This is a genomic window from Hyella patelloides LEGE 07179 (assembly GCF_900659865.1).
GTDB classification, from domain to species: domain Bacteria; phylum Cyanobacteriota; class Cyanobacteriia; order Cyanobacteriales; family Xenococcaceae; genus Hyella; species Hyella patelloides.
Genome location: NZ_LR213814.1, coordinates 8076 through 33728, shown reverse-complemented (window position 1 = coordinate 33728; position 25653 = coordinate 8076). Strand labels below are relative to the sequence as shown.

Below are 25653 nucleotides of genomic sequence, written 5' to 3'. Positions count from 1 at the left end.
AAGAGTAATAGTAATAATATCAATCAACTGATGTAGCTTAGTTCTATCTAATCTCGGAGCTTTGATAGATGAAAAATGTTCTTCTATTGTAGTTTTTGGTCTTAGTTTCATGACTAAAGATAGCCAAAATTAAGTTTGATAATTGGGTCATCATATCATCAATTCTAAGAACTAATTCTGTCTTCAATTAATTGTTAATTTTACTGAATTTATCATGTTTTTACTCGGGATCGCGTCGTTAAAAAGAAGCACTTCATACTACTACTCTTCTTTTTTGACTTTTATCCTTTCTTTCTTCAATTATCTGTTTTCGCTCAATTTAAGATGCGTTTGCCCTGCAGTGGAGGCAGCTACGCCAACTGCTTTTAAAGCATCAATAAGTCCTTCACCAGTTAAATTATCAAACCCTGGTGAACCTATATCAATCGCTGTATCGGCTAGAGTATCGTAAACTTCTTGGGGAGAGAGATCGGGATTTGCTTCTTCCATCAAAGCAGCGATCGCTGCTGCGTGGGGTGCTGCTGCGGAAGTCCCAAAAAAGTTGGGAAAACCATTATTTTCTAAATCAGAGCCGCCAAAAAAAGTATTATCTGTCCCGTTGATAGCAGTTAAATCTGGGTTTTGACGAATTTCTGGAGTATCCTTGCGAGTGCCATCAGGATTGAAAAGAATGTTAGTAGGACCTAAAGCAGTAAAAAACTCTGGATCGGTAGGAGTGGTGTAGCGAGCAGCTCCTATAGCTTGGGCATTAACCGCAGCAGCATGACCAATAATTGTGGGACTATTAGTCCCAAACTCATTAAAATCAACACTAGAGCCGAAATTGACATATTTAATTCTTCCTGGTTCTGCCCCCGCCGATAAACTAATTGCCACATCGTATTCTTGAGCAGTATCAGAGGGATTAGTAAAGCCTAAAACTTCTACTGGTATTTGTGCTTCCTTGTTATCCAACGTAGAACCCGCCACTACGTTATTTGTACCACTTTCGAGCAAAAAGATATTGAGATCTGTATCAACACCATCACTCGTATAAAAAGGATCGTCCCACTGTAAAGATAAACGGACAGTAGCACCGCCATCAATAGTAATACTTTGCCTGGTATCAACTCCTTCCCCTGGATCAAAATCATGAAATCGATCGTCAAAAAATGATTCAGAATCATTTGCTACTGCAAAATTGGTAGATTCATAAGCTCGATCTGCGTTGTTACCCGCAGCAGAAAAATAACTAACTCCCCTATTGGTGACGACTTCATCCACTGCTTGAGCAATGACTCCATCTTGAAAAAAGGGTTCGGCTAAGTAGAATATATCGTCTACCAAAACATCGGAGTTTCCAATATTGGGATTTGCCAAATCGCGAATTTGATCGGCAAAATTTAATTCACCAAAAAATACGCTAGAAAAAGCAAGATCACAGCATCATCAGAAGAAATTTGCCTACTAATAATTTCGATTAAAGCTTAATTGAGGGCTATGGTCGTTCTAACTTTAGCGGTGCGTAGACACCGTTTTATAGTCATTCCAATTAATTTCCTTACGAGCAGATAGCTAAACTTTGTCCTAATCTAACTTTGTACGGCTATAACAATAACCTGATTTGAAATTTTTTTTGCCTAATTTGTTTTAAATTTACGCTAAAGATACAACTTATTATATTTTTTAAAGAAAATTCAATAGCCTTTTGTTTTTATCTAATTTTTACTATTATTCAGTAATTTGTAGCGTTTATTTAATAAGTAAAAAACAAAAATCTATAGTGCGATCACGCGATTTAAAAATAAAAAAGAAACCCAGCACAAGTGAAGGTTTAAAGTGATGCTTATAAATCTCAAAACTATTGGCAAAAAGAAACACACTTTTTAAGTATGACAAGATTTACGCACAATAAATAAAAATAATCAAAATAATTTTTTACGCTATGTGTGCAGTAGGGCGGGGCATCGCCTCACCCCAGCTAGAACTATAGTTTTTAAGATGTAGCACCAAAATATTCGGGTTCGTTACCTGGTATCCATTTAATGTTGCAACCGATACTGGGCTTTTGATCGGAACCAACTGCTCGATTTTCTAAGGTAGCTGCGATCGCTTTTCTTAAATCTTGACCTGTTACTGGTATACCATTACTAGGGCGACTAGCATCTAATTGCCCACGGTACACTAACTGTTGATTGCTATCAAACAAGAAAAAATCAGGAGTACAAGCAGCAGTATAGGCTTTACTTACTTCCTGGGTAGCATCGTAACAAATAGGAAATTTAAACCCTAATTCTTGCGCCATTGCTTTGAGACTTTCTGGAGAGTCATCAGGGTATTTCGCTACATCATTAGCACTAATAGCCAAAATTCCTAAAGAATGCTCTGCATAGTCTTCTTGGAGGTTAAAAAACTCTTTTTGTACGTGCTTCACAAATGGACAGTGACGACACATGAAGATAATCAATAAAGCTTGGCGATCGCTAAATGTCTCTAAAGAGATTGTTTTTCCTGAAACTACATCAGGTAGTTGAAAATCTGGTGCTTGTGTACCCAAAGGTAGCATAGTAGAAGGGGTTAAAACCATAACAAATCACTCCTAAGTAAGTAATTGGAACAATTAAATTTATTTGGTAGAGAGAACAGGTAACAAACAATAATTTATGCAATTAATTCATAGTTGATTCTTTCTAAGTGCTTATCTGTGCAATAAATCTGTGTACGTCAAATAAATAAGGTGACAAAAACCAAAAAACAACAATCAACTACTGAAGATTTCTCGCTTTATAGAAAGTCTCCAAGCTTTGGCGATCGCCAACAAATCGCCAATGCCAAGGTTCATAACTAATTCCTTGGGGATTATCTCTGGGAAAAGATAGTTCAAAGCTATATTTAGCTGCATTCTGCTCTAACCACTTAAAAGCAGCCGTATCTTCAAACTTAGGACTGAGATGGGTAGCAGGGACATTAGCATCACCAAGATCTATAGCATAACCTGTATGGTGTTCGCTATAGCCTGGAGGCGCACTCACTTCTGCTCTTTTGGCTGTATCTTGAATTCTTTGCTCTTTAACATCAAAAAACAAGGAATTTTGAGTTTCTACAGAGCGAAATCCTGAAATAACCGCCAGTTTGATCCCTTGTGCTCTCGCATCTGCTTCCATTTGACGAAACTTTTCGGCTGCTGTTTGATGTAAACGGGTACTGCCATCGCTGGTAATAGCAACTAAATCGCTTGCTGAGACTTCTTCGTAAGGTAAATGACCAAGGACATTTTCGATTTTGGTTTCGGCGGTTTCAATAGCTTCGGGAATAGGTTCGGGAATAGTTTCCGTGGTTTCAGGTGGTAGATTTTCTGAGGGATTAACTTCTGGTGCTGGCTGTTGAGATATTGAAGAAGTAGGGCGATTAAAAAACCAAATTGAACTAATAGCGATCGCGAAAATCATCAAACCACTACCCACTATTAATGGGAAAGGAGAACTTGAAGATGTTTTCGTCTCTACTGGCTCTCTAGTTGCTTCTGGAATATCATCGATCATAATTTAGTGGTTAGTTGTTAGTTGTTAGTTGTTAGTTGTTGGTTGCTCATTGCTACCTACTAATTATTTCTCCATTAAATCACTCACCTCTTGCCTCTTACCTCATTAATTCCTCGCAACTCCATCATTTTCTGCTGCTAATACTACTGCTTTGGCAACCGAATTAGCTACTCTAGGGTCAAACACAGAAGGGATAATGTGTTCTCTGTCGAGATCGTTTTCATCTACCAGAGATGCGATCGCTCTAGCAGCTTCCCAGTACATATTAGTCGTAATGGCTTTGGCTCGGCAATCTAATGCACCGCGAAATACCCCAGGAAAAGCCAACACATTATTGATTTGGTTAGGGTAGTCACTACGTCCTGTCGCCATGACTGCTACATCATCATATATTAGCTCTGGTTGAATTTCAGGTATGGGATTTGCCATCGCAAAAATAATTGGTTCTTTTGCCATCTGATAAACCATTTCAGGGGTAACAACTCCAGGCGCACTAACTCCTAAGAAAACATCGGCTGATTGCATCGCGTCGGCTAATTTACCTTTTTGAGCCACGGCAAACTCTTGTTTGGCTTGATTGAGATTATGGCGATCGCTAGAAATAATTCCTGTGGAGTCACACAGCACAATATCGTTCGCGCCTGCGGTTTTGAGTAGTTTGGCAATGGCAATCCCCGCAGCACCCGCGCCATTAATCACGATTTTAACTGCTTCTAGCTCTTTAGCAACTAATTTGAGAGCATTATATAAAGCTGCCAATACCACAATTGCTGTACCGTGCTGATCGTCATGAAATACGGGAATATCTAACTCGGCTCGCAATCTTTGTTCAATCTCAAAACACCGAGGTGCAGCAATATCTTCTAGATTAACGCCTCCAAATACAGGAGCAATGCGTTTAACGGTTTCAATAATTTCTTCGCTATCTTGAGTGGCTAAACAGATCGGAAAAGCATCTACTCCTGCAAACTCTTTAAATAATAAAGCCTTACCTTCCATCACTGGTAAAGCAGCCTCTCCTCCCAAATTTCCCAAGCCCAAAACAGCACTACCATCAGTAACTACTGCCACCATATTACTTTTAACCGTAAGAGTATAAACCTGTTCGGGATCTTCTACGATCGCACGACAAATTCTGCCAACCCCAGGAGTATAAGCCATAGCTAATTCTGATTGAGAGTGTAAAGGAAGCTTACTTTCTACTTTTATTTTGCCCCCTTGGTGAATGGCAAAAGTGCGATCGCTATAGCTGATTACCTTGACTCTGGGTAATCTTTCTAAAGCAGCAATAATCTTATCTGCTTGTTCGATACTAGCCGTGTCTACAGTCAGTTCTCGTTGCGTAAATTTGAGGTTGCGCTGCAACAGAGCAATATCTCCCAAACTGCCACCTACAGACGCGATCGCACTCATGACAGAGGCTAATGAACCTGGACGGTTGGGGAGCTCAATTATAATTTGTAAGCTAAAGCTAGAACTAGGGTTTAAATCTACCATCTATTCAGTAATTCAGTAATTCAGTAATCGGTGATTAGTAATCAATTATCAGCCATCTCCACATAAATGAGAGAACAAATTTCTTGACACTCCACAACTAACCCCCAACAACCCGATCTAACTATCTCACTGCGAATCAAATCCAGCTACTTACTCCCCCGCATGATAAGAACTTCTAACTAATGGAGCAGATCGTACGTGAGAAAAGCCTAGAGAACGAGCAATTTCGCCTAATTCGGTAAATTCTCCTGGAGTCCAGTATTTTGCTACGGGTAAATGAGCCAAAGAAGGACGCATATACTGACCCATAGTTAAGCGATCAACAGCGATCGCTCTTAAGTCTTTCATGGTGGTAATAATTTCTTCTTTTGTTTCCCCTAGACCCAACATTAAACCTGATTTAGTCGGAATAGTCGGATTTAACTCTTTAACCCACTGTAAAACCCTAAGAGAGCGGTCGTATTTAGCCCCTCTTCTCACTGGTGCTTGCAGTCTTTTTACAGTTTCTAAGTTATGGTTATAACAAGTGGGATTCGCAGCGACTACTGTGGCAACTCTTGATTTTTGAGCAACTTCTTTTTTTTTGCCACTCCAAAAATCAGGAGTTAACACTTCGATCTGGGTATCGGGGTTGCTTTCTCTAACTGTAAACATTACCTTGACAAACCATCCCGCACCTCCATCTGCTAAGTCATCGCGAGCCACCGACGTCAAAACAACATAGCGCAAGCCCAATAAAGATACTGCTTCGGCTACTTTATGGGGTTCTTTAGGATCTAACGCCATCGGTGCCTGTCCTTTTTCTACCTGACAAAAGGCACAAGCCCTAGTACAGGTTTGTCCCATCAATAAAAAGGTCGCTGTTTTATTAGCGTAACATTCACCTCTATTGGGACATCGTCCCTCTTCACAGATTGTATGAATACCCCTTTTTTTGATAATCTTTTGAACGGTAGAAATTTCACTCGCTTTTCCAATGGAGCGTTTTAGCCATGATGGTAATGATAAATTTTCCCGAGCAAATTGGCTTTTGGCTGTCTGAAAAGATTTGGTTTCGGTCATGATTATTTTCGTTTTAGCGATCGCAATTAAGCAGATTTTGGCAGTAAGAAACTTTTTTATTCCCCTCATTGTTATTTTGGCATCTAAAAAGGGAATTCTAAATTACATATGCCAAGCGTTATAAAATCGGTTGAGTAAACGGTACTTCGTGTTTTAAAGACGGAGCCGACGTTCACTTAGTAAATATCTGTAGCGAGGAATCATTACTTTAAGGAGTTAATTAGCAGTGTCCAATCAGAAAATTTTGGTTATTGACGACAGCAAAGTGATTAGAATGCGAGTCAAAGATATGTTACCCACAGGAAACTTTGAAGTCATTGAAGCCAAAGATGGTCTGGAGGGATTTAATTTAATCAGGTCAGAAAGTCCTAATTTGATTATGCTCGATTTTCTGTTACCCAAAATGAGTGGTTGGGAAGTATTTCAAGAAATTCAAAAAAATCAACGGCTTAGAACTATCCCTTTGGTATTGATGTCGGGAAGAAAAGAAGAAGTTACCGACAAACTTCCCGAACCTTTTGAATATTTTTCATTTGTAGAAAAACCTTTTGATCGCGAACAGTTAGTGGATGCAATCCGCGATGCGATGATTAAGTCCAAGAAAAAACCACAGATGGTGGTTAGTAATACTGATAACAATCATAATTCTAGCAGCAGTGAGCTTGCTGCGATGGCAGCAGAGATTCATGCACTAAAAACCAAAATTGCTACTTTGGAAGAAAATTCACAAAAAATGAAAAAACAAATCGACCAGTTAATTAATTTTATTCGTCAGAAATTTAAGTAGTAGAATTACTCAGTTAAGATGTGGCAAACAGCTTTTGCCAAACAGGACGAGCGCAAATTCGCTTAATGTATTCTAATACTTGAGGATAGGGACTTAAATCGAGAGGAAGCATCGTCGGCACATAAGCTAATACAGACCCTACCTCAACATCAGCTACGGTAAAATCTGTACCTAAAATGTAAGGTTGATCGGTAAAAAGCTGGTTCAGAGGGTTGAGTAATTGAGGTGTCTCTTTTTCTCGACTAGCTTCCACAAATAGTCCCGTTGCTAAAGTAGAATTAGCAAACAATACCCACTGCTGAATAATGCTTTTCTCTGTCAGAGAAGAGGGCATTTGACCGTGTTTTTCCCCTAAGTAAAGTAAAATAGCTCCTGATTCCCATAATTTAAAATCACCATCTATTATGGCGGGAACTTTTCCCATAGGATTAATTTGCTGAAAATCAGGCTGTAGATGTTCTCCGTTTGCCATATCAAGTAAAACAAACTCGTAGGGAACATCTAACTCTTCTAAGTACCATTGAACAATCGAAGCACGACTACGAGAACCACCGTATAATTTCAACATTGTAATCTACTAGACCTCTTCTAATTTCTTTCTTTTTTCCTTGTATCATCACGCTCATCACGCCTTTATTTATTTAAAAGCTTCAGAAAGATAATCAGCAGTAGTTTCTACAAGAGCGATCGTATTATCATAAAGCATTCTGGTAGGGCCAATTACACCGACACTTCCGACAGGAGTTTCATCTGCATAATAGTTAGCAGAAATCAAAGTACAAGTTTGCATTGGTTCTAGAATATTTTCTGAGCCAATTTTAATTTTTACTTTCTTACTATTATTTGCTTCTTCTGGAAAAGAAAATATTAGTGGTAATAGTCTATCTGGTTCTTTTTCTAATAGATATAAAAGAGTTTGTACTTGCTGTAATTGAGAAAATTCTGGCTGACTTAAAACCTCGGCAATTCCTTTGATGACTAAAGGCGGGTCGCTATTGGACTGTAAATAGCTTCCAAGTTCTTTTGATAAAATTTTCAAAAAATTAGTGTGAGAAGCGAATTTTTGATCTATCCAATCCCAGTTTAAAGCTTCAATTTGTGCTAAAGAACGCCCTTTTAAATGTTGATTCAAAAAGTTAGAAAGGATTTGTAATTCTCCTGCAATGATCTCTTCGTTGTGGGAAATTTCTTCATTAAAAAATAAAGCAGATTCCATCACAATTGATTCTGTTTGATAAGAATCTGTAACTACAATTAACATAATTTGTTCTGTAGATACTGGTACTAATTGAAGATGACGCAGAGTATCACTAGAGCTTTGAGGAAAGGTCGTAACGGCAATATAACCGCTTAAAGCAGCTAAAATCTTGGTTACTCTCTGTATCAAAGCCTCAACACTAGCTTTTTCTTGAGATAGTTGTTGAAGCAAAGAACCTTCTAATTTTTTACTTAAAGTTTCATCAGGAGTCAATAAGCGATCGACATACATTCTATAGCCAAAATCCGATGGGATACGACCAGCAGAAGTATAAGGTTGATATAAAAATCCTGCTGCTTCCAAACCTCCCATAACATTACGAATTGTTGCAGAACTAATATTAAAATTATATTTTTTAGCGATCGCTTTTGAACCGACTGGCTCTGCTGTGGCAATATAATATTCTATTGTTGCCTTCAGTATGTTTTGATACCGTTGGCTTAAACCAGTTTTCTCAGACATTAAAATAGAAAATTAGAAAAAATTATTAAATTTTTTTGTTAAGTATAACTTTAATTGGTAAATGAGAATTAGAGATTGGGCAGCCACATTAGTCTCGTCAAAAAAGAAAAGAAGAACCCAGTAAAGGAAGAAGGAATGAAGCACATAGTTCGTTGAGTAACGGTGACTGACCAAAATTATTGTTCGATAAATTTGGTCTTAATCGAGGATATTTTAGACAAATGTCCCCATCTCCCCATCTCTCCATTTATTTGTCTCATACGAGAATGAAACAATCCTACCTAACTGGGCGAGGGAAACAAGATAATATTGTGGGCTAACCAGCTATTACTTATTACCTATCAAAACACTTGCTATTTTCGCATACTTTACTAATAGCGAGGAATATTACAATCTACCATTACAGAATAAGCATCAATACCTCCAGATACGTTTTTCACATTAGTAAAACCTTGATTTGTTAACCACTGACACATCTGAGCCGAACGAACTCCATGATGACACAAGACAATCGTTTCTAGGCTAGGATCGAAAAGAGAAGTAATTTTATTACTCCACTGAGGAAATTGACTCAAAGGTAAAACTGTAAAGCCTGGAATATCTGCTAAGGAGACTTCTTCAGGCTCTCTGACATCTATGAGTTGTAGTGGTTGAGAGTTTTCCGCAATTTGTTGTGCTAACTCTCGAACGCTGATTTCTGGTAGGGAAGAATAAAACACGAAATCTTTAAAATATTTTTCTCTTACTTTTTACTCTTCGATCTTATACTGGAAAACTACAGACTTTAATCCCATCATAAACAAAGTAACGGGCATCATTGCCAACGGTTTAGGTGGCTTTAGACTATAAATCTATATTATTTATCTCTTTGTTTATTTAAGTCATGAACAATTTGTGGCGCAAAATTAGTGTGTGTTTGTTGTTGTGCGGAAGTGCTATTGTCACACACTATTCTCTCACGAAAAAAACTACCGAGGCTAATGAGTTGTCAAGAGAATCGAAATCTGAGTTGACATCTTTAAATGATGGCAGTGGGGAACAACGAAAATCTTTGCTAGCGAATCAAACACAATCTTTTTGTAAATCTATTGATACAGATTATCAAGAATTTTATAATTTTCAGACTCGTAACTACAATATCAGTATTTGTCTCAAAGGGGAAGAATGGTTTTATTATCGAGAATCAAAATCTAATCCCAATGACGCGTTACTACTTCCAGCAACAGTAGTTTTTGGCGGTGATGTTTTTAAAGCAGTAGACAAGAAAACAACCTATTTTGTGGGGATTAATAGCGATGGCTATTATTCTTCAGTGATGTATGGCAACGATCAAATGATTTTTGAACCAGCATTATCAGGAATTCCTGCGATCGCTAATCTAGAAGAAAATGTCGCATCTGTGGCGGTTTCTAATCCAGAAACGGTAGATTTACAGAATTCTGACTTTAATACTAGTTATTGGAAAGTCTGCACTGAAGATCGAGAGGATTTACATCCCTATCTTAATGGTTGGCAAAAATTTATTGGCAAATCTCCCAAAACTATTAGCGACTATGCAAGTATTAAGGGTCATAGTTTCTCTTATTCTGATGCAGAAACAGGAAATGCATTAGTAGAAACTACAGATGGCTTAATGGTTAGTTTGGATATTGTTCAAATGACAGAAACTATCAGTAGTGTTTGTGTAAAACCTATTGCCAGTTTCTAGCCGTTAACAGTTATCAGTGAAGAGTTACCGATAGTTTTGAGTTTTGGTCTTCTTGTTAATTATTCGTTATGAGAAGTCGGATTGACAAACTCCCGACTATAACCGACTGACAGAATTGTAGTTTCCCGATAAGCTTCTGAGTGACATCAAAAAAACATTTTTGGCGACGTTACTTTAGAGGTTTATTGGACTATGTATAACTATGTTTCTGTTGCGGATTTAGCAGGGGATGTTTGTTTTAATCCCACTTTTTTGCAGACAAAAACGAGAATTCACCATTTAATCGATACTTATCTTACTTTAGATATTTTAGGCGATCGCTTAGAAGATTTACCAGAACAATTTCTCAATCCTCAACCTCGCCCTTGGCAACCTATTGAATGGCAGAGTATTAATTCAGAACAAATTCTTGGTATTGATTTAAAGGCATTTTTAGGGATTATCAAAGGTGCATTAGATACAGAAGCACCCATTAGGGGTTACACCCAAACTAGCCGACAATATTTGCAGCCGATTCATCCTGCAATGGCAAGATTTGTTGGTGGTGTTGTTGCAGACGATCGTTCTCTGTTAGAACTTGGTTTATGGGAAAAAGAAGAGCGTCAGCATACTCCAGCTTTAGCCAGAGTGTATCAGCAATTAACTCAACAAAAAATAATCTCAGATTCTCGTAGCCCAAAAACCTATAGGTCTGACGGTAACGCCAAAATGGATTTATATCGCCACGGTATACACCGCATTGCGACAGAGTATAGTGCTGTTTGTCTTTATCTTTGGATGATGGCTCGGACTACAGGCAGTTTACAGCAGGTTTTAAAAGAGCTTTTACAAGACGAAATCAATCATCTGACTAAGTTTTGGGGTTTCGGTAAGTGGCTTTATAGCGATTTTAATCTCTCTTTTTCCACTGTTATTAGCAATAAACAAAGTACTCAACACATTAATCGCGCTCAAGCAGTAAAACATTTAACTGTTACTTTGACTCGTATGATGAGAGTCTTGCATTGGAAATCTTGGAGTTTAACTCACAAAGTAGAGCTAATTTATACTTTTATCTTAGTTTGGCAACAGATGTGGTCTTGGAGTAATAGTCTTACCCCAGAATACTTGGCGGTACTGTTTGATTCTTCTTTAATTGCTGATAATGATGCATTAAAAACCTCATTCACCTCTGCTTAACAAGCTTATACCAGTGAGAAAAAAGGATGCAACGAATTTTGTAAGGGTTTAATAAATACCAAACCAAAACAGAATAAAGTTTGAGTTTTCACCTATTACCGATTACTTATTACCCAAGCCAAACCATTTTCTACTTAATTTAATTTATTTACTTCCCTATGACTGCACAACTATTAGCTAATAAGTTCATCGGTTTAGATTTACAAAAATTGCCCCAGCACGTTGCTGTCATTATGGATGGTAATGGTCGTTGGGCAAAACAAAGGGGACTACCCAGAATTGAAGGACATCGCCAAGGGGCAAATACCTTGAAAGCAATCCTCCGTACCTGCAACGATTGTGGCATTAATACCCTAACTGCTTATGCTTTTTCGACAGAAAACTGGGGTCGTCCGATGACAGAGGTGAGTTTTTTGATGACCTTATTTGAAAAACTATTGCGGAAAGAGTTAGCAGAAATGCACCAAGAAGAGGTTTGTATCCGTTTTATTGGAGATTTAGACCCTCTACCGAAGACTTTGCAAAGAGAGATCGACCGAGCGATGGATGTTACTAAAAATAATACGGGGGTCAACTTTAATGTGGCGATTAATTATGGTGGTCGTTTAGAAATTCTTAAAGCCTGTAAAGCGATCGCAAATCGAGTAGCTCAAGGAAATTTAGCTCTTGAAGCAATTAACGAAGCAACTATTTCTGACTATCTGGATACCTCTGCTAGTCCCGACCCCGATCTTTTAATTCGTACCAGTGGAGAAATGCGTTTAAGCAACTTTTTATTGTGGCAAATGGCTTATGCAGAAATTTATGTTACTGATACTTTTTGGCCCGATTTTGATTCTTCGGAGTTTTTAAAAGCAATCTCTGATTTTCAAAAACGCGATCGCAGATTTGGAAAATTAACCACAAATTAACCAAATTTCCAAAGGAGTGGGCGATGCACTTTCTATCTGGCTCACCCTCTGGAAGTTTCGATATTTCCCAAACAAAGTTTAGCTCAGTTGTTGAACTTGCTCTGCATTATCCAACAATATTTGAGGGTTAGCTTGTTCGGTGGATACTATATTAGTAATCCCCTGAGCTTGAATAGTGACTTGGGGATTTATCAACATATTTCGCCCAGATACGGCATTTGCTGCGTTTTCGTCCCATATTTTAGCTAATTTTAAACGAATATTTTGAAATTCTTCCATATTTTCAAAGTTAATGAGAGTAAAATAGCGTTTAATTCCCATAGTGTCTACTTCCATTGCATAGACATCAAATTTTAATTGAGGACTTCGAGGAAATTTTACTAAGTTACCAGTGAGGGTATTTTCCCGATCGTGCCATGAAGCGATCGCATCTAAAACTGCTAAAGGTTTTTCCACAGTGGTATCTAACTGTAAATGGGTAGGCTGTTGAGGGCGTTGCTGAATTTGATAAGCAAGTTTAACAATATCCCCACGATACAAACCCTCGGTATATTCTGTAGCTTTGACATAAATAGGAATTACACTATCTCGATACTCTACTACTAAAATTTTTCCCTCTGCACCAATAGCATGAACTTTACCAATAAAACTGGTTTGCTCTTTTAACTCAGCAGGAATACCAGCTTGTCTTTCGTATGGCGCAAAACCCTCTGGTTGCATCCAAGGTTCGACAATTTGAATCGAACTAACTGCAATATGTTTTTGTGGACTGGGATTTTCGATAATATTTCCTTGAATACATACGCGATCGTGACGGTTAAGCTGATTGAGAGTATCAATAGTATTTTGCTCGTTAGCAAGCAAGGAGAATTCGCGATGGCTAAAAAAGTTATTGGGTTCACGTACAGACATGACATACATTGCCGATTCTGCTGCTGCACCATGAATTCTGCCAATTAGTCCTGTAGTTTCTAATTCTTGAGATAATTGCGCCAGTTGCAAACCTTCGTAGGCTTCTGGATGATAATTACAGGTGCTATTAGTAGTGCTAAAAACTTTGGGAACGATCGCTATAGTAAGAGTTAAGCAGATTAGTAAAGAATATAAGTATTTTTTTGCCATCAGTAAATTTGAACTAAGTAAAATCATGCAATTTAAGATATACTACTCCCAAAAATATTCATTTAACTGCTATTAGTAATCTTCTTTAAACAAAGGTTATTCCCTGTATATTCAAGGTATGCAATCTCTCCTCTCAAGAGCCTGCTTATCTTTATGCCTATTTCAATTGTATTTAATTCTGCATTTATTTAACGTATCAAACCTACCCAGTATTAGTAAGCGTCAACTTCGTTAAATTTACTGATGACAGAAGTTTCATAACGGAAGCAGACTATGAATCATATCATTGTGGAACACAAATTATCTTCGGTTACTTTTTCTACTATTGAGGAACAAAAAACAAAGACGGAATTAGCCCCACATCCTTCGGTCAATTCCAAAGGCAAACGTTTATTAGACATTTTAGGAGCTATTATTGGATTAATAATTACAGGTATTTTATTTATTCCTATTGCGATCGCAATTAAACTAGATAATCCTGGTTCGATTCTCTTTAGTCAAAATCGTTGTGGTTATCAAGGTAGAACCTTTCGGATTTGGAAATTTCGCTCAATGGTTACGAATGCTAGCGAATTACAACATTTAGTAGAAAATAGAGTCCAAGGTCCTCTGTTTAAAAATGAAAATGACCCACGCATTACCAGAGTAGGCAGCTTTTTCAGAAAAACGAGCCTGGATGAATTGCCCCAATTTTGGAATGTTTTAAAAGGAGAAATGAGTCTTGTAGGTACCAGACCCCCTACTTGCGATGAAGTTGCTACCTACAAAGCTGAATACTTTCAAAGATTAGAAGTTAAACCAGGTTTAACAGGAGAATGGCAAGTAAATGGTCGCTCTAAAATTGAAGATTTTGCCAAAGTTTTACACTTGGATTTGCAATATCAAAAAAAATGGAGTTTGCTTTATGATATGAAGTTAATTCTCAAAACAATTAGCATTATCTTTAATAGTAAAAGCGGAGCTTGTTAAACTTCGTCTGGTTCGAGTAAGATTGTCTCAAAGTATGTAATAGGCAATAGGCAAACCGATCAATCTCAAATTTGCTAGTCATTCATGGGGAGATATAAAAGGTTTTTAAGGTTTATTTTTTATCTGATAAATGCTCACCTGCTTTAATCATATATTCTTGAATTGTAGCGTTTAAAACAACAGCAAAACCCACTAAATCTTCAATGACATCAAAAGCTTGTTTGCCAATAAAAATATCGCCAACAACTAACATCCCCACATCAAAAGCTTGACCAATTCACAATTAAACACGGTTTTTTGGCTCGGTAAAACACACTTGGTATCTATTAGCTTTAATATCAATGGAAACCTTGTCAATTATGGCTTTTACTTGACTTTCGGAAAATACAGGGAATTTCCCAGATTTTGCCCAGAAAATTAATCAATCAAGATAAAAATGTGTTAGTCTATTAGAGTAAATAAGGCTTTAGAATGGAAACTAAAACGTTTAGAAGCTTTACAGAATACGGGATGTAGCGCAGCTTGGTAGCGCGCCTGCTTTGGGAGCAGGATGTCGCAGGTTCAAATCCTGTCATCCCGATTTTATCTAAAACCTTTGCCACTGCTCCAAAGTAGGCTCACTAACAATTTGTTTTATTAACATGAGACAAATTGGGATTTATTTCTATTCCCCAATCATTCCCCAATTAAGTAGAGAAAAACAGGGTAATTCAGTAGGTTTACTTAAACTTGATTTAAAATTATCTTTTCCGTAAAGTAAAAAAAGACCAGGGATTGTACAATACCTAGTTCACGTCGTCAAATCCAAGATTTACCCTGATTTATGGCTCTAAATCAGATACTCTTGTTTCTAAATCTTCGAGTCTACCTTCACGATTATCAACACTGTATTGCTCTGCATACTCATCCAAATCATAAGAAGTCAGACAGTCATAGGGAATATCAGTTTTAACATCCTCAATCATCATCTCAAGCTTGTTACACATATTTCCAAACTTGTTATCAGTCGCCGTAGTTCTCTCAAGTATTAAAGTCATCAGATTATCAATTTGCTTTTCTAACTGTGAGATTCTTTGCTCTAAAATGCTTATGAATTTACTCCTATTATTGAATGTTGTTTTGACTATTAACTCTTTCTGAAACTTAGGAATAGGAACGGCTTTAAGTTGGTTTAGGGTTTAGGGGTAGGCTGGCTTGGGCGATCGCTGTTTCCAATCTTTCCTTTTTTGCTTGTAGTTTGGCTCTGGTAGATGTGCGATCTCGCGGAGCGAGGCACTGCGTGATCGCTGATTACATCACCTACATTAATTCTCTGATCTTCAGTTACTTTGAGTTCGTCTAATTATCTGTTCTAGTCTATGGGGTGAGGTTATGGGTGCGTCACCGAAGGTGCAGCGAAGCGTTCTCTGAGTCAGAGTGCGATCGCCCGTCTAATATAGTTTAACTACAGGTAAACCTTTTTTGGGAATACTGCTAAGAAAGCTTTCCCGAATTGAATCTAATTTATAGGAGCAAATTAAATTCAATATGCCAAGCAAAACCGGTATCAAAAGTATTTTTATAGGTAGATTAATTGCTATTAAAAACAACCCTAAAATTGCTAACACCACCGTCAAATTTTGGCAAAAATCTTTAACTTTATCTATCAAAATTACCGATTGCCGACAACTAGGACAATGCTTTGTATGTCTATGCCAGCGATCGCTATTGTGGTAAGAGTTGTCAATAATAACAGGCAAATCGTCATGAATGTTGGGACTTTTCTACTTTTTGCTTCATCGAACTGAGTTGATGTTTCTTGATTTGACTCATTAAGAACAGAAATCCCCAGAGCAAACCGATGAATCCCAAAGGAAGAGAAATCACAATATACCAGCCAGATTCAGGGAAATTTCCCCGATCGGCCATAGAGTAAAACTGGTAAATAAAATTTTCCAACGTATTTTCATGGCAAAAATTCCTCTCAAGATGTTCTGCTTTAAAAAACAGAAGAAGTCAAGCTGTGAAGCAAATAAGGTAGAGCTAAATCTGGTAAGACTACCAGCTTAAGAAAGCTATTTATTTTTGTGCAATCAGTGTCGCAAACTTAGCTTGATATGGATGACCTTTTTCATCCATTCGATGAAACACTCCCAGCTCCTCGTTATACTTACAAATTTTCCACAGATGATAATAATTTTTAAGTTCATTTTCCGCAAAGGTAAAAGGAAACTCAATGGGACATGGATTATCATTTGTGGAGACAGGGGCAACAATCAAATTATATCCGCCAGGTAAGGTATGCTCTTGGATATTTTGAATCACAGAGCTAATGGAAACAGATTGTAAAAACTGAAAAACTACTGTGGAAATAATAAGATCGTAATGATTCTCGATCGATGCTGTCTGGATATCATACACCTTTGCATGAAGACCTTGACATTGCTCTTCGGCATCAATAATTTCCTGAAGCTTGCCAATAGCTGCTTCAGATTTATCAAGAGCTGTCACATTAAAACCACTCGTTTGAAGCAATATACTGTTGCGCCCCCGACCACATCCCAAATCTAACGCATCCCCTGACTGAATATATTTCAAAATATGAAGCACCTCTGAATGCGGAGCTGAAAGGTGATACTTCTTTTGATAATAATGCTCGGCAAGACAATAGAATTCCAGAAAACAGCGCAAATTATCTCCTAGAGGTTTGACCTTATGCCAAGCTTGAGGCTCAATAAAGGGTGGCGAATTTTCTGTTGAGCAGATATCCGTAGATTGTACGTTCCCATTTTCATCCAAAGCATAATACTTCAACTCTCCCTCTAGAATCGTCAATTTTGCCCAGGTTCCCTGCTTTGTATGATGTTTTTCCTGAAAAGATCGTGGCAAAGTATCTTTGGTCCAAATAGGTAATGTTTGGTATTTAACCAACTTGCTATCCATCATCTCTTTTTTTGGTTTTTATAAACTCTGTTTCTTAATTAAAGTAACAAGTAACAGGTAACAAGCCAATACTTCTCGTTTAAGCTATTGACAGATTTAATGTAACGAGAGTTTTTCTGGTTTTTGAACCACGATCGCAATTATTTTGACTTTTCAGACATCCTCTTAGATACCCATGCTGAAAAGCTCGAATCGGAATTTCTCACATTTGAATGATGTATTTGGCAACAATATTGACTCGTCAGATAATTTAACCAAATTACAGAATCAGTTCGCTAACGGAACACTGCGCCCTGAAGTTAAGTTTGTTTCCTCTGAAGTATTAACCGATGACGATGGCAATATTCGCGATGCTGCCTTTGACCAAGACAGTCAAACTATTCTACTTTCTGAAGATTTAGATGCAGCAGGTATTGAAAGTAGTATTGGGCAGGAGATTGGACATTGGTGGGATGTGCAGTTGAACAGCACAGAAGACACTACTACCTCAGATGGTAAACCCTTTATATTATCTAAGCTTGAGTGTTGAAAATGGTTGGCAAAGAAGAGCGATCGCTTATGGGAATCGAGCGTTCGAGTAGAGCTACACCAATCTGTTGCTCGAGTGCTTGCCAATACTGCCTAGCAAACCAGCGCAGGAGCAATTCTAGCAAAGCGGCAAATTTAAGCCCTCGTTTCAAGCGACGCGACTCCTTCCACGCCGAGTAAAACCGAGCGATTTTCCAACCACGCTGCTGAAAAAAATCTAGTCCCTGTTCGGGATTAAATAAAAATACACTGGTATTATTATTATTAGAAAAATATTGATGAAATAGTCGCTCTCGCCATTGTAGAGGAATTTGGGCTCTGCCAAAAGCGGAAATTAATTCAAAGAGCCACCAACGAAAATTAGGTTGTCTTCGTAAATCTTCGGCGAGTAAGCTCACTTGCTCTTCTGATAAGTAAGACAATAACCCTTCGGTAATCACTAAAACTTCACCTGCGGTAGCACTTATTTCGGCAAAGAGAACCTTTCTCAATTCTAGGTTAGCCAAATCTAAGCGTACCCTTTTGAGCTGGCAAAGAGGTTTTAGCTTTTGTAATTGAGTTTCTTTATAGAGCAAAATATCTGGAAGATCGACTTCAATCCATTGCAGAGAGGGAGGGAGAGACAGACGATAGGGACGAGTATCCAATCCAGCACCAAGATTGACGACCGTATCGATTGGTTGCGATCTTATCAGTTGCTCGAGGGTGCGATCTATAAGATAAGTACGGGTAGCAACGATATTCGCTGCTTGTGTTTTCGCCCCAAGCATTTCCGCTAAAATCAGACCCTTGCCACCAGCTAACAAACGCGCCCAGGAATCGCGAAAAAGTGCGTCGGGACGTTCGGATTCGAGGGCACGATACATTGCAACTAAGTAAGCAGTTTCCGAAATTTTGTTCATAATCAAAATTCTAGTTCAATTAGCTGTGAAAAATAAGCATTAAGTTCCTATTCAACAATGGACAATTATCTCGCACTATTCAACAATTGAAACCTTGTTATGCTTATTTATCTTATTTTTGGTATATTCTTACGCCCAATAATGAATGGCATTAATTTAGCCATATTTCTGGCATCATCAATTCCTCTATGATGTGTACCATCTATATACAAGCCAACCATTTTTAGTGCTTTAGCCATACCATATTGCTTTTTAGTTCCTAATGCTAAAGAAAATTGTTTTTTGATGTTTACGTGTTCATTTCCCATAGGATAGGGGATTTTATGATACTTTGCATCTCGTTCAAGTTGGTTTTTATCGTAGTCGCCCCAAGAACAAAAAATGGAATTTTTAGATTTTTCAAACCAACATTTAAAGGTTTCTACTGCTTGTGAAAATGTGGGTGCGTCCTCAAGGTCTGCTTGTTTAATCGTAGTCAACTCCGTGCAAAAAGCGGTCAGTCTTGGATGTCTTACGGGTTTAATAAAAATTGTAAAGTCGTCGATTATCTTTAATCCTACGGCTTCTACAATAACAGCACCAATTTCAATGGTTTCCATTTCCTTTTGCGGGATAGAAAATTTATCGCAGCAAGTAGCTTCCAAATCAACTATCAAATAATGATCGTAATTAAATAATCCGATATTCATATTTTATCTATTTATTTACGCATAACTATTATATTTATATTTTGGTGAAAGCGATCTCGCATCTTGGGTCGGAAGGCGGTCGCTTTTGTTATGCTTACTATCTCACACTGAGTAAGTATTAAATACACATTAAGTGTAAACTATAGTGTGTTGGAGTTGATTTGAGGGACACTGTAAAGAGGTGTACCAGTTCATGCTTTTAATCATGTCTGCTCAAGAAAATAAAATGACCCGAATTAATATCACCATTCCAGAAGGACTATTGGAAGAGTTCAAAAAGTATTGTGAAATAGAATGTAGACCTGTCAGCGCACAAATCCAATACTTAATCAAGCAAGCGTTAAAAGAACAAAATAACTTCAAAGAAGAGGCGATGAGTAAAGACTAATTTAGACAGTCATCACTACTCCTACATTTTGGAGGAATTCAAGTTTTTGGGCAGTGTAATAACTTGAGGAGTACTAATTTATCATGCTTAAAAAATCAATATTAGTAACATTACCTGAATCATTACTCGTTTAGCAACGCCCTTTTTTTTAAATCATTGGGACTGACTTATAGATATTTAGATATTTTTGTCCTAATATCTGTAAAAATTCCGCAACAGGGTTTATGTGTCGTGTTTACTTTTCCCAATGCAAAGCGGGCTGTAAAATTAGTTTGAAGATTTTAGTAATTTTTTAGTATATCATTAACGCGATTGGGCAAAGCCTGTCGTCTGTGCGATCGCTAAAGACAACTAACTTCAGTAGCTAATCTACTCTCATACTAATTTTATGGATATACGTACTGTTCCCACTACTCCGTTCTCAGATCAAAAACCAGGTACATCGGGATTGCGTAAGGCGGTAACAGTTTTTCAGCAACCCAATTACTTAGAAAATTTTGTCCAGTCTATTTTTGGTAGTTTGGAAGGCTCTCAGGGTGCAACTATTGTCTTGGGTGGAGATGGACGTTATTACAACCGTCAGGCAATTCAAATTATCTTAAAAATGGCTGCTGCCAACGATATCGGGAAAGTTTTGGTAGGCAAAGGGGGTATCATGTCTACTCCTGCTGCTTCTGCCATTATTCGTCAATATAAGGCTTTTGGTGGTATTGTGCTTTCTGCGAGTCACAACCCAGGAGGCAAAGATGGAGACTTTGGTATTAAATACAATATTACCAATGGAGGTCCTGCACCAGAAAAAATTACTGAAGCAATCTTTGAACGTTCTAAGGTGATTGAGAGTTATAAAATTTTTGATGCTGAGGATGTTAATTTAGATAAGCTTTCGGTGTTGCGTATTGGTGAGATGGCAGTAGAGGTAATCGATCCTGTTGAACCCTATGCCAAACTGATGGAATCTTTGTTTGATTTTGCCAGTATTCGTAAGTTATTACAGGGTGATTTCAAAATGTGCATGGATTCGATGCACGCAGTTACAGGTACTTATGCCAAGGAAATCTTTGAAAAGCGTTTAGGTGCTGGTTCAGGAACAGTAATGAATGGGACACCCCTAGAAGATTTTGGCGGAGGACACCCAGACCCCAACTTAGTGTATGCTCATGATTTGGTAGATATTTTATTTGGCGAGAATGCCCCTGATTTTGGTGCTGCTTCTGATGGAGACGGCGATCGCAATATGATTTTGGGGAATAATTTCTTTGTGACTCCCAGTGATAGTTTAGCAGTGTTAACTGCCAATGCAACTCTAGTTCCTGGTTATAAAGATGGTTTATTTGGAGTAGCGCGATCTATGCCTACCAGTGCAGCAGCCGATAGAGTAGCTGAGAAATTAGGCATCGATTGTTACGAAACTCCTACTGGTTGGAAATTCTTTGGTAACTTATTAGATGCAGACAAGGCTACTTTGTGTGGAGAGGAAAGCTTTGGTACAGGTTCAAACCATGTTAGAGAAAAAGATGGTTTATGGGCGGTTTTATTCTGGTTGAATATCTTAGCGGAAACAGGCAAATCTGTAGAAGACATTGTTACCGAACACTGGCAAATCTATGGTAGAAACTTTTATTCTCGTCATGACTACGAAGCAGTAGCCAAAGAACCCGCAATGAAATTAATGGATCGTTTACGGGGTATGGTAAAAGATTTACCTGGTAAACAGTTTGGTGGCTACACAGTAGACTATGCAGACGATTTTAGCTACACCGATCCTGTAGATGGAAGTGTCAGCAACAAGCAAGGGGTTCGTATCGGCTTTACTGATGGTTCGCGGATTGTGTTCCGTCTTTCTGGTACTGGTACGAAAGGTGCAACTTTACGGGTATATCTGGAAAGTTATGAACCTGATGCGGGTAAACACAATGTAGATACTCAAGAAGCTTTGAAACCGTTGATCGACCTGGCGGAAGAGATAGCACAAATCTATCAATATACTCAAAGAAAAGAGCCTACTGTTATTACTTAAATATTGCTTAGACTCCTATGGTAGCAAGGTGGGCATTACCCACCCTACCAATTTTTTGGGAAATTCAAAATTAAATATACCTTGACTTTAAAATAATTATGCCTCAAAGCGATCGGTTTTCAGTGGATATTTTGCGATCGCCATAGGAGATATTTTTTCCGTAATTGTCTTCAATTTTGAGTCTTTAGCGAGCCAAATCACTCCACATAGAAGCCTGGTGAGGAGTAACTAATTCTGTAATTACAGTAGTACTGTCAGCTTGGGCTAAAAACACGCGAGAAGCTGTATAGCCAACCACAAACATCGAAAAAGTTGCTAGAGTAATTCCCAAAGCACGATTGAGAGTAGATACCTGAGTAGAGTTATTAAGATGCATAAGACATACCTTACTTCCAGTTGCCTCTTAATTTTCTCAGGTAAAACAGTAACATTAGCTACAGTTTAATAAAAAGTTACTCAATCTAAAGGCTGGTTAAAATCGGATGAAGAGATAAGCTGTTCGGTTAAAGAAAATGGTAAGTCTAGGTTATGAGAAGTTATTCCGTGACCAATACCAGTAACCAAACCAATAACAGCAGGAATCACCAGTGACGCTAGATTATTCATGAAATACTTATTAATATTAATTTTTCTTCTGTTCTTTAATTATTTCATCTATTTTCACAGGGTTTCTGTAACAAAATTAACTTTTTTTCTCTTCAATTTAGGTAGTTTGCCAATCAAGAAAAACGAAATTTTAGGGGGTTAATTTGCTACTTAGTCGTTTGACAAAAGTGTTATTTGAAGTATTCTTGCTTCATGTTTTCATATTGTATACTACAATACTTTTTGCCTTTCTCCAGCACTAAAACTATCATCTCATTTTTGATTTTTCATTAGCAGAGATAGCAGTAACTTGTAAAGTATGTTTCTCTGTTTCCTGGTTCACGGCATTTTTGCAATATTGTGCAATAGTAGCCAAGTAGCCAAGTAGACAAGTAGACAAGTTGAGATTTTTGAAGTTTTTTCAATATTTTATGTACTTTTTAATGTACTAAATATTTGAATGTAGCCCATAAAGTTCGGCTTTTTAACCTAATTGAGTATTGTCTCTTAAACAGGATTTAAACTACTTAAAGTCCATTTAAATTTTGTATCTTATTATTAAATCGACTCCCGAAAAGTTATTAGAGAAGTATCGAAATTGAGTAGCTAGTAAATTACTAGCATAATATCAAATTAGTAGTAAGTAGACTGTATATGAAGAACATTGTGATTATCGATGCTAAATCTCTAAAGATGTCGCTAAAAATATCCTTGATTCAGACTAGATTAAAAGTTACTTGTGCAAGAACACCAGAAAGTAACACTAGAAGACAAGGATTGAAATTTACATATTCTACAGTAGAAAGTTTTTGGCTTTCCTCATTTTGTAGCAATTTTGTTCTCCCCAATACACAAAACTACTTCAAGAAAAGATTTGCTCTAGTTCAAGGATGGTCAGAGAAGACGGGGCTTCCTCTGACTTCGTGAAATTAGAATCAGTAAGCCATCCTGATTAATTGATTAATTATAGGTTTAGCCTAAAGTAATACTGTGGACAGCCAGAAACCTGGGGCGTACGCAATATAAAAGGTAGTCGAGAAATCAGCTCTGATTTTTCCAATTAATTAATAGTCATAGTGTAGTGGCAACTTACACTGGCAATCTCTGTGCAGTAGTTTGTTAATAAGCTGGCGATTAACGCCATCATTAAGTTATTTCGGGCTTTTTTGTTTAAAACAGAAAGATCGACACTGATTTGACCAAAAATCTCTGGTGTAAGCAATCTAATCAACATCACTTGTGCCTAAATAAAGCAAATTTTTGAGATTTACGGCATTAAACCCAAATTTTACCCACACACAGAGTATCAAGTTTATGTCAAAAAATCATCGTTTATCAATGTTGACTCCTCTTGCTAACTGGCTATCAGGAGACAACTTTCGTCGCTCAATGGCTTTTATTTTGCCAATTTCTTTAGGAATCATTGTCTGGTTTTTGCCACCCCCTGAAGGAGTAACATTGCAAGCATGGCACTTGTTAGCAATTTTTTTAGGGACGATAGTAGCTTTTGTGATTAAACCTATCCCTCAAGGAGCAGTGGCAATTGTTGCCCTTGTGGTGACTGTGTTATCTGATACTTTAACTATTCAAGAAGGATTAAGCGGTTTTAGTAATACTACCTCTTGGTTAACCTGTAGTTCTTTTGTAATTGCCAGAGCCGTTATTAAAACTGGTTTAGCAAAACGTATTGCCTATACTTTTATGCGAATGTTAGGCAAAAATACTTTATTTCTGGGCTATGGCTTAGTCGCTACTGACTTTATATTATCTCCCGCAATGCCTAGTGGTAATGCCAGAGCAGCAGGAGTAATTTTCCCCTTGGTAAAATCTCTAGCCACTGCTTACAAAAGTGAATCTTACGATGGTACAGAGCGTAAAATAGGCAGTTACCTGATGACAATTGGTTATCAGGCTACTCAAATTTCCACCGCCATGTTTTTAACGGCGATGGTAGCTAATCCTTTAATGGCACAGTTAGCAGGAGAAATTGGTGTTAATCTTGATTGGGGTACTTGGGCTTTAGCTGCAATAGTTCCAGGTATTATTAGTTTAATAGCCATGCCTTTAATTATTTATCGCTTCTATCCCCCAGAAATTGAGGCTACTCCCGAAGCTCCCCAATTAGCTAAAGAAGAGTTAATCAAAATGGGGAAAGTCAAGTTCAAAGAATGGTTGATGTTTGCCACCATTATGCTTTTATTGTTTCTTTGGTGTTTTGGTAAACAATTAGGAGAAATTAGCTCTGCGACAACTGCTTTATTAGGGGTAGCTTTACTCTTGCTGACAGGAGTTTTAACTTGGAATGATGTTATCGAAGATAGCAAAACCTGGAATATTTTTATCTGGTTTTCTACCCTGTTAATGATGGCTACTTTTTTAGATCGTTTAGGCTTTATTCCTTGGTTGAGTGCTGAATTAGGAAATATGGTCAACAATTTATCTTGGCAATGGGCTTTTCTGTTTTTGGGAGTTGCTTATTTTTACGGCAATTACTTTTTTGCTAGTAAAGCTGCTCGTGCAGGAGCGATGTATCCTGCTTTTTTAGCTGTGGCAATATCTGTAGGTACTCCTCCTATGTACGCAGCCCTATCTTTAGCCTTTTTGGTTAATCTATCTGGTTGCTTAAGCCACTATGCCACTTCAGAAGCTCCTGTTTACTATGGTGCGGGTTATATTGATGCTGGTACTTGGTGTAAGCTAGGAATTATTTTAAGCATCGCCTATTTGTTTATTTGGCTGATAATTGGAGGCTTTTGGTGGCAGTTTTTGGGTTTAATTTGATATTTATCGCTTGTTGCTGAATATTATTTTTTTAAGGGACGCTTCGTCGAAGCGTCCCTCTTGTTTAAGGATTTTCAAAAGAGACAAAATCATAACCAGTACCAGAATTATTTCCAGGTTGTATCTTAACCATAGTACCTTTCATATTACGATCGCCAGAGGGCAGAAAATTAATTTTTTCGGTTGCACCTTCGGCTGTAAATTGACGATTAGCTAATGTCTCTTGTAATTGATCGCGACTAGAACCGACACTCAAACCAGTAAAGATAGTTGTGGCAGCATCATAAGCCATGGCACTACGCCAATTAACAGAACCTCCCCATAAAGCTTCTGCTCCTTTGAGAAAAGAACTATGGTTTTTT

General features: G+C 37.7%; 27 protein-coding genes, 1 tRNA gene and 2 pseudogenes. 11 read left to right on the top strand and 19 right to left on the bottom strand.

Features of this window, described 5'->3' with window-relative positions; all coding sequences use genetic code 11:
* Window positions 1-300: 300 nt before the first annotated feature.
* From H1P_RS10080 to lipA, 5 genes are all read right to left on the bottom strand, one after another.
* Window positions 301-1359, bottom strand: a complete 1059-nt coding sequence (locus tag H1P_RS10080) for a S8 family serine peptidase (RefSeq protein ID WP_186375919.1) — start codon at window positions 1357-1359, stop codon at window positions 301-303.
* Between the two features lie 616 nt (window positions 1360-1975).
* On the bottom strand, window positions 1976-2566 hold the full coding sequence (locus H1P_RS10075) for a thioredoxin family protein (protein WP_144866777.1): 591 nt from the start codon (window positions 2564-2566) through the stop codon (window positions 1976-1978).
* A 178-nt stretch (window positions 2567-2744) separates the two neighbouring features.
* Window positions 2745-3521 carry a M15 family metallopeptidase gene (locus H1P_RS10070; RefSeq protein ID WP_186375918.1) on the bottom strand — a complete coding sequence of 259 codons (777 nt, stop codon included), beginning with the start codon at window positions 3519-3521 and terminating at the stop codon, window positions 2745-2747.
* Between the two features lie 105 nt (window positions 3522-3626).
* The gene (locus H1P_RS10065) at window positions 3627-5018 is read right to left on the bottom strand and encodes an NAD-dependent malic enzyme (RefSeq protein ID WP_144866775.1); all 1392 of its coding nucleotides are present in this window, start codon (window positions 5016-5018) and stop codon (window positions 3627-3629) included.
* A 150-nt stretch (window positions 5019-5168) separates the two neighbouring features.
* Window positions 5169-6080: a lipoyl synthase gene (lipA, locus tag H1P_RS10060; protein WP_144866788.1), complete on the bottom strand. Its 912-nt coding sequence runs from the start codon at window positions 6078-6080 to the stop codon at window positions 5169-5171.
* A 226-nt stretch (window positions 6081-6306) separates the two neighbouring features.
* Here lipA and H1P_RS10055 point away from each other — a divergent pair, with 226 nt between their 5' ends.
* Window positions 6307-6867, top strand: a complete 561-nt coding sequence (locus H1P_RS10055; protein WP_144866773.1) for a response regulator — start codon at window positions 6307-6309, stop codon at window positions 6865-6867.
* Window positions 6868-6880: 13 nt separating this feature from the next.
* On the opposite strand, the gene H1P_RS10050 is transcribed toward H1P_RS10055, so the two are convergent.
* The 3 genes from H1P_RS10050 to H1P_RS10040 form a co-directional block, all read right to left on the bottom strand.
* On the bottom strand, window positions 6881-7435 hold the full coding sequence (locus tag H1P_RS10050) for a glutathione S-transferase family protein (RefSeq protein WP_144866771.1): 555 nt from the start codon (window positions 7433-7435) through the stop codon (window positions 6881-6883).
* Between the two features lie 69 nt (window positions 7436-7504).
* Entirely contained in the window at window positions 7505-8587 is a 1083-nt protein-coding gene (hrcA, locus tag H1P_RS10045) for a heat-inducible transcriptional repressor HrcA (protein WP_144866769.1), read from the bottom strand.
* A gap of 371 nt (window positions 8588-8958) precedes the next feature.
* Window positions 8959-9306 carry a rhodanese-like domain-containing protein gene (locus tag H1P_RS10040; protein WP_144866767.1) on the bottom strand — a complete coding sequence of 116 codons (348 nt, stop codon included), beginning with the start codon at window positions 9304-9306 and terminating at the stop codon, window positions 8959-8961.
* A gap of 164 nt (window positions 9307-9470) precedes the next feature.
* Between H1P_RS10040 and H1P_RS10035 the strand changes: the two genes are divergently transcribed.
* The 3 genes from H1P_RS10035 to H1P_RS10025 all read left to right on the top strand — a co-directional run bounded on the left by H1P_RS10035 (window position 9471) and on the right by H1P_RS10025 (window position 12385).
* A complete protein-coding gene (locus H1P_RS10035) occupies window positions 9471-10295 on the top strand; it encodes a hypothetical protein (protein WP_144866765.1) in 825 nt (274 codons plus the stop codon).
* Between the two features lie 192 nt (window positions 10296-10487).
* A complete protein-coding gene (locus tag H1P_RS10030) occupies window positions 10488-11474 on the top strand; it encodes a ferritin-like domain-containing protein (protein ID WP_144866763.1) in 987 nt (328 codons plus the stop codon).
* A gap of 158 nt (window positions 11475-11632) precedes the next feature.
* A complete protein-coding gene (locus H1P_RS10025) occupies window positions 11633-12385 on the top strand; it encodes an undecaprenyl pyrophosphate synthase (RefSeq protein ID WP_144866762.1) in 753 nt (250 codons plus the stop codon).
* A gap of 78 nt (window positions 12386-12463) precedes the next feature.
* On the opposite strand, the gene H1P_RS10020 is transcribed toward H1P_RS10025, so the two are convergent.
* A complete protein-coding gene (locus tag H1P_RS10020) occupies window positions 12464-13507 on the bottom strand; it encodes a hypothetical protein (protein WP_144866760.1) in 1044 nt (347 codons plus the stop codon).
* Window positions 13508-13867: 360 nt separating this feature from the next.
* On the opposite strand from H1P_RS10020, the pseudogene H1P_RS10015 reads away from it, so the two are divergent.
* Window positions 13868-14476 (top strand): annotated as a pseudogene (locus H1P_RS10015) (sugar transferase); the annotation flags it as partial.
* A gap of 112 nt (window positions 14477-14588) precedes the next feature.
* Here H1P_RS10015 and H1P_RS35985 read toward each other — a convergent pair.
* Complete coding sequence (locus tag H1P_RS35985; protein ID WP_186375917.1) at window positions 14589-14729, bottom strand: hypothetical protein; 141 nt, start codon at window positions 14727-14729, stop codon at window positions 14589-14591.
* A 253-nt stretch (window positions 14730-14982) separates the two neighbouring features.
* On the opposite strand from H1P_RS35985, the gene H1P_RS10010 reads away from it, so the two are divergent.
* Window positions 14983-15056, top strand: a tRNA-Pro gene (locus tag H1P_RS10010).
* Between the two features lie 241 nt (window positions 15057-15297).
* Here the strand turns inward: H1P_RS10010 and H1P_RS35980 are convergent.
* Complete coding sequence (locus H1P_RS35980; RefSeq protein ID WP_186375916.1) at window positions 15298-15513, bottom strand: hypothetical protein; 216 nt, start codon at window positions 15511-15513, stop codon at window positions 15298-15300.
* A gap of 490 nt (window positions 15514-16003) precedes the next feature.
* On the opposite strand from H1P_RS35980, the gene H1P_RS35975 reads away from it, so the two are divergent.
* Window positions 16004-16192, top strand: coding sequence for a hypothetical protein (locus tag H1P_RS35975; RefSeq protein ID WP_186375915.1), 189 nt, complete (start codon window positions 16004-16006; stop codon window positions 16190-16192).
* 27 nt (window positions 16193-16219) lie between these two features.
* Here the strand turns inward: H1P_RS35975 and H1P_RS35970 are convergent, their stop codons facing one another.
* Window positions 16220-16414, bottom strand: coding sequence for a hypothetical protein (locus H1P_RS35970; protein ID WP_222427008.1), 195 nt, complete (start codon window positions 16412-16414; stop codon window positions 16220-16222).
* 120 nt (window positions 16415-16534) lie between these two features.
* Entirely contained in the window at window positions 16535-17398 is an 864-nt protein-coding gene (gene tehB, locus H1P_RS10000; protein WP_144866785.1) for an SAM-dependent methyltransferase TehB, read from the bottom strand.
* Window positions 17399-17606: 208 nt separating this feature from the next.
* Here tehB and H1P_RS09995 point away from each other — a divergent pair, with 208 nt between their 5' ends.
* Complete coding sequence (locus H1P_RS09995; protein WP_144866756.1) at window positions 17607-17927, top strand: hypothetical protein; 321 nt, start codon at window positions 17607-17609, stop codon at window positions 17925-17927.
* Here the strand turns inward: H1P_RS09995 and H1P_RS09990 are convergent.
* Together H1P_RS09990 and H1P_RS09985 are read right to left on the bottom strand one after the other, a co-directional pair.
* Entirely contained in the window at window positions 17911-18828 is a 918-nt protein-coding gene (locus H1P_RS09990) for a class I SAM-dependent methyltransferase (RefSeq protein WP_144866754.1), read from the bottom strand. The two genes, H1P_RS09995 and H1P_RS09990, sit on opposite strands and share 17 nt — an antisense overlap.
* A gap of 107 nt (window positions 18829-18935) precedes the next feature.
* Window positions 18936-19517, bottom strand: coding sequence for a 3'-5' exonuclease (locus H1P_RS09985; protein ID WP_144866752.1), 582 nt, complete (start codon window positions 19515-19517; stop codon window positions 18936-18938).
* 205 nt (window positions 19518-19722) lie between these two features.
* Here H1P_RS09985 and H1P_RS09980 point away from each other — a divergent pair, with 205 nt between their 5' ends.
* Entirely contained in the window at window positions 19723-19905 is a 183-nt protein-coding gene (locus tag H1P_RS09980) for a ribbon-helix-helix domain-containing protein (RefSeq protein ID WP_186375913.1), read from the top strand.
* A 388-nt stretch (window positions 19906-20293) separates the two neighbouring features.
* Window positions 20294-21925, top strand: coding sequence for an alpha-D-glucose phosphate-specific phosphoglucomutase (locus H1P_RS09975; RefSeq protein WP_144866750.1), 1632 nt, complete (start codon window positions 20294-20296; stop codon window positions 21923-21925).
* Between the two features lie 184 nt (window positions 21926-22109).
* On the opposite strand, the gene H1P_RS09970 is transcribed toward H1P_RS09975, so the two are convergent.
* From H1P_RS09970 to H1P_RS35960, 3 genes are all read right to left on the bottom strand, one after another.
* Window positions 22110-22301 carry a hypothetical protein gene (locus H1P_RS09970; protein ID WP_144866748.1) on the bottom strand — a complete coding sequence of 64 codons (192 nt, stop codon included), beginning with the start codon at window positions 22299-22301 and terminating at the stop codon, window positions 22110-22112.
* 80 nt (window positions 22302-22381) lie between these two features.
* Complete coding sequence (locus tag H1P_RS35965) at window positions 22382-22531, bottom strand: hypothetical protein (RefSeq protein WP_186375912.1); 150 nt, start codon at window positions 22529-22531, stop codon at window positions 22382-22384.
* Between the two features lie 1039 nt (window positions 22532-23570).
* The gene (locus tag H1P_RS35960; protein ID WP_186375911.1) at window positions 23571-23744 is read right to left on the bottom strand and encodes a hypothetical protein; all 174 of its coding nucleotides are present in this window, start codon (window positions 23742-23744) and stop codon (window positions 23571-23573) included.
* Window positions 23745-23848: 104 nt separating this feature from the next.
* Here H1P_RS35960 and H1P_RS09960 point away from each other — a divergent pair, with 104 nt between their 5' ends.
* Window positions 23849-25291 carry a DASS family sodium-coupled anion symporter gene (locus tag H1P_RS09960; RefSeq protein ID WP_186375920.1) on the top strand — a complete coding sequence of 481 codons (1443 nt, stop codon included), beginning with the start codon at window positions 23849-23851 and terminating at the stop codon, window positions 25289-25291.
* 64 nt (window positions 25292-25355) lie between these two features.
* Here the strand turns inward: H1P_RS09960 and H1P_RS37350 are convergent.
* Window positions 25356-25653: pseudogene (locus H1P_RS37350) on the bottom strand (ABC transporter substrate-binding protein); the annotation flags it as partial.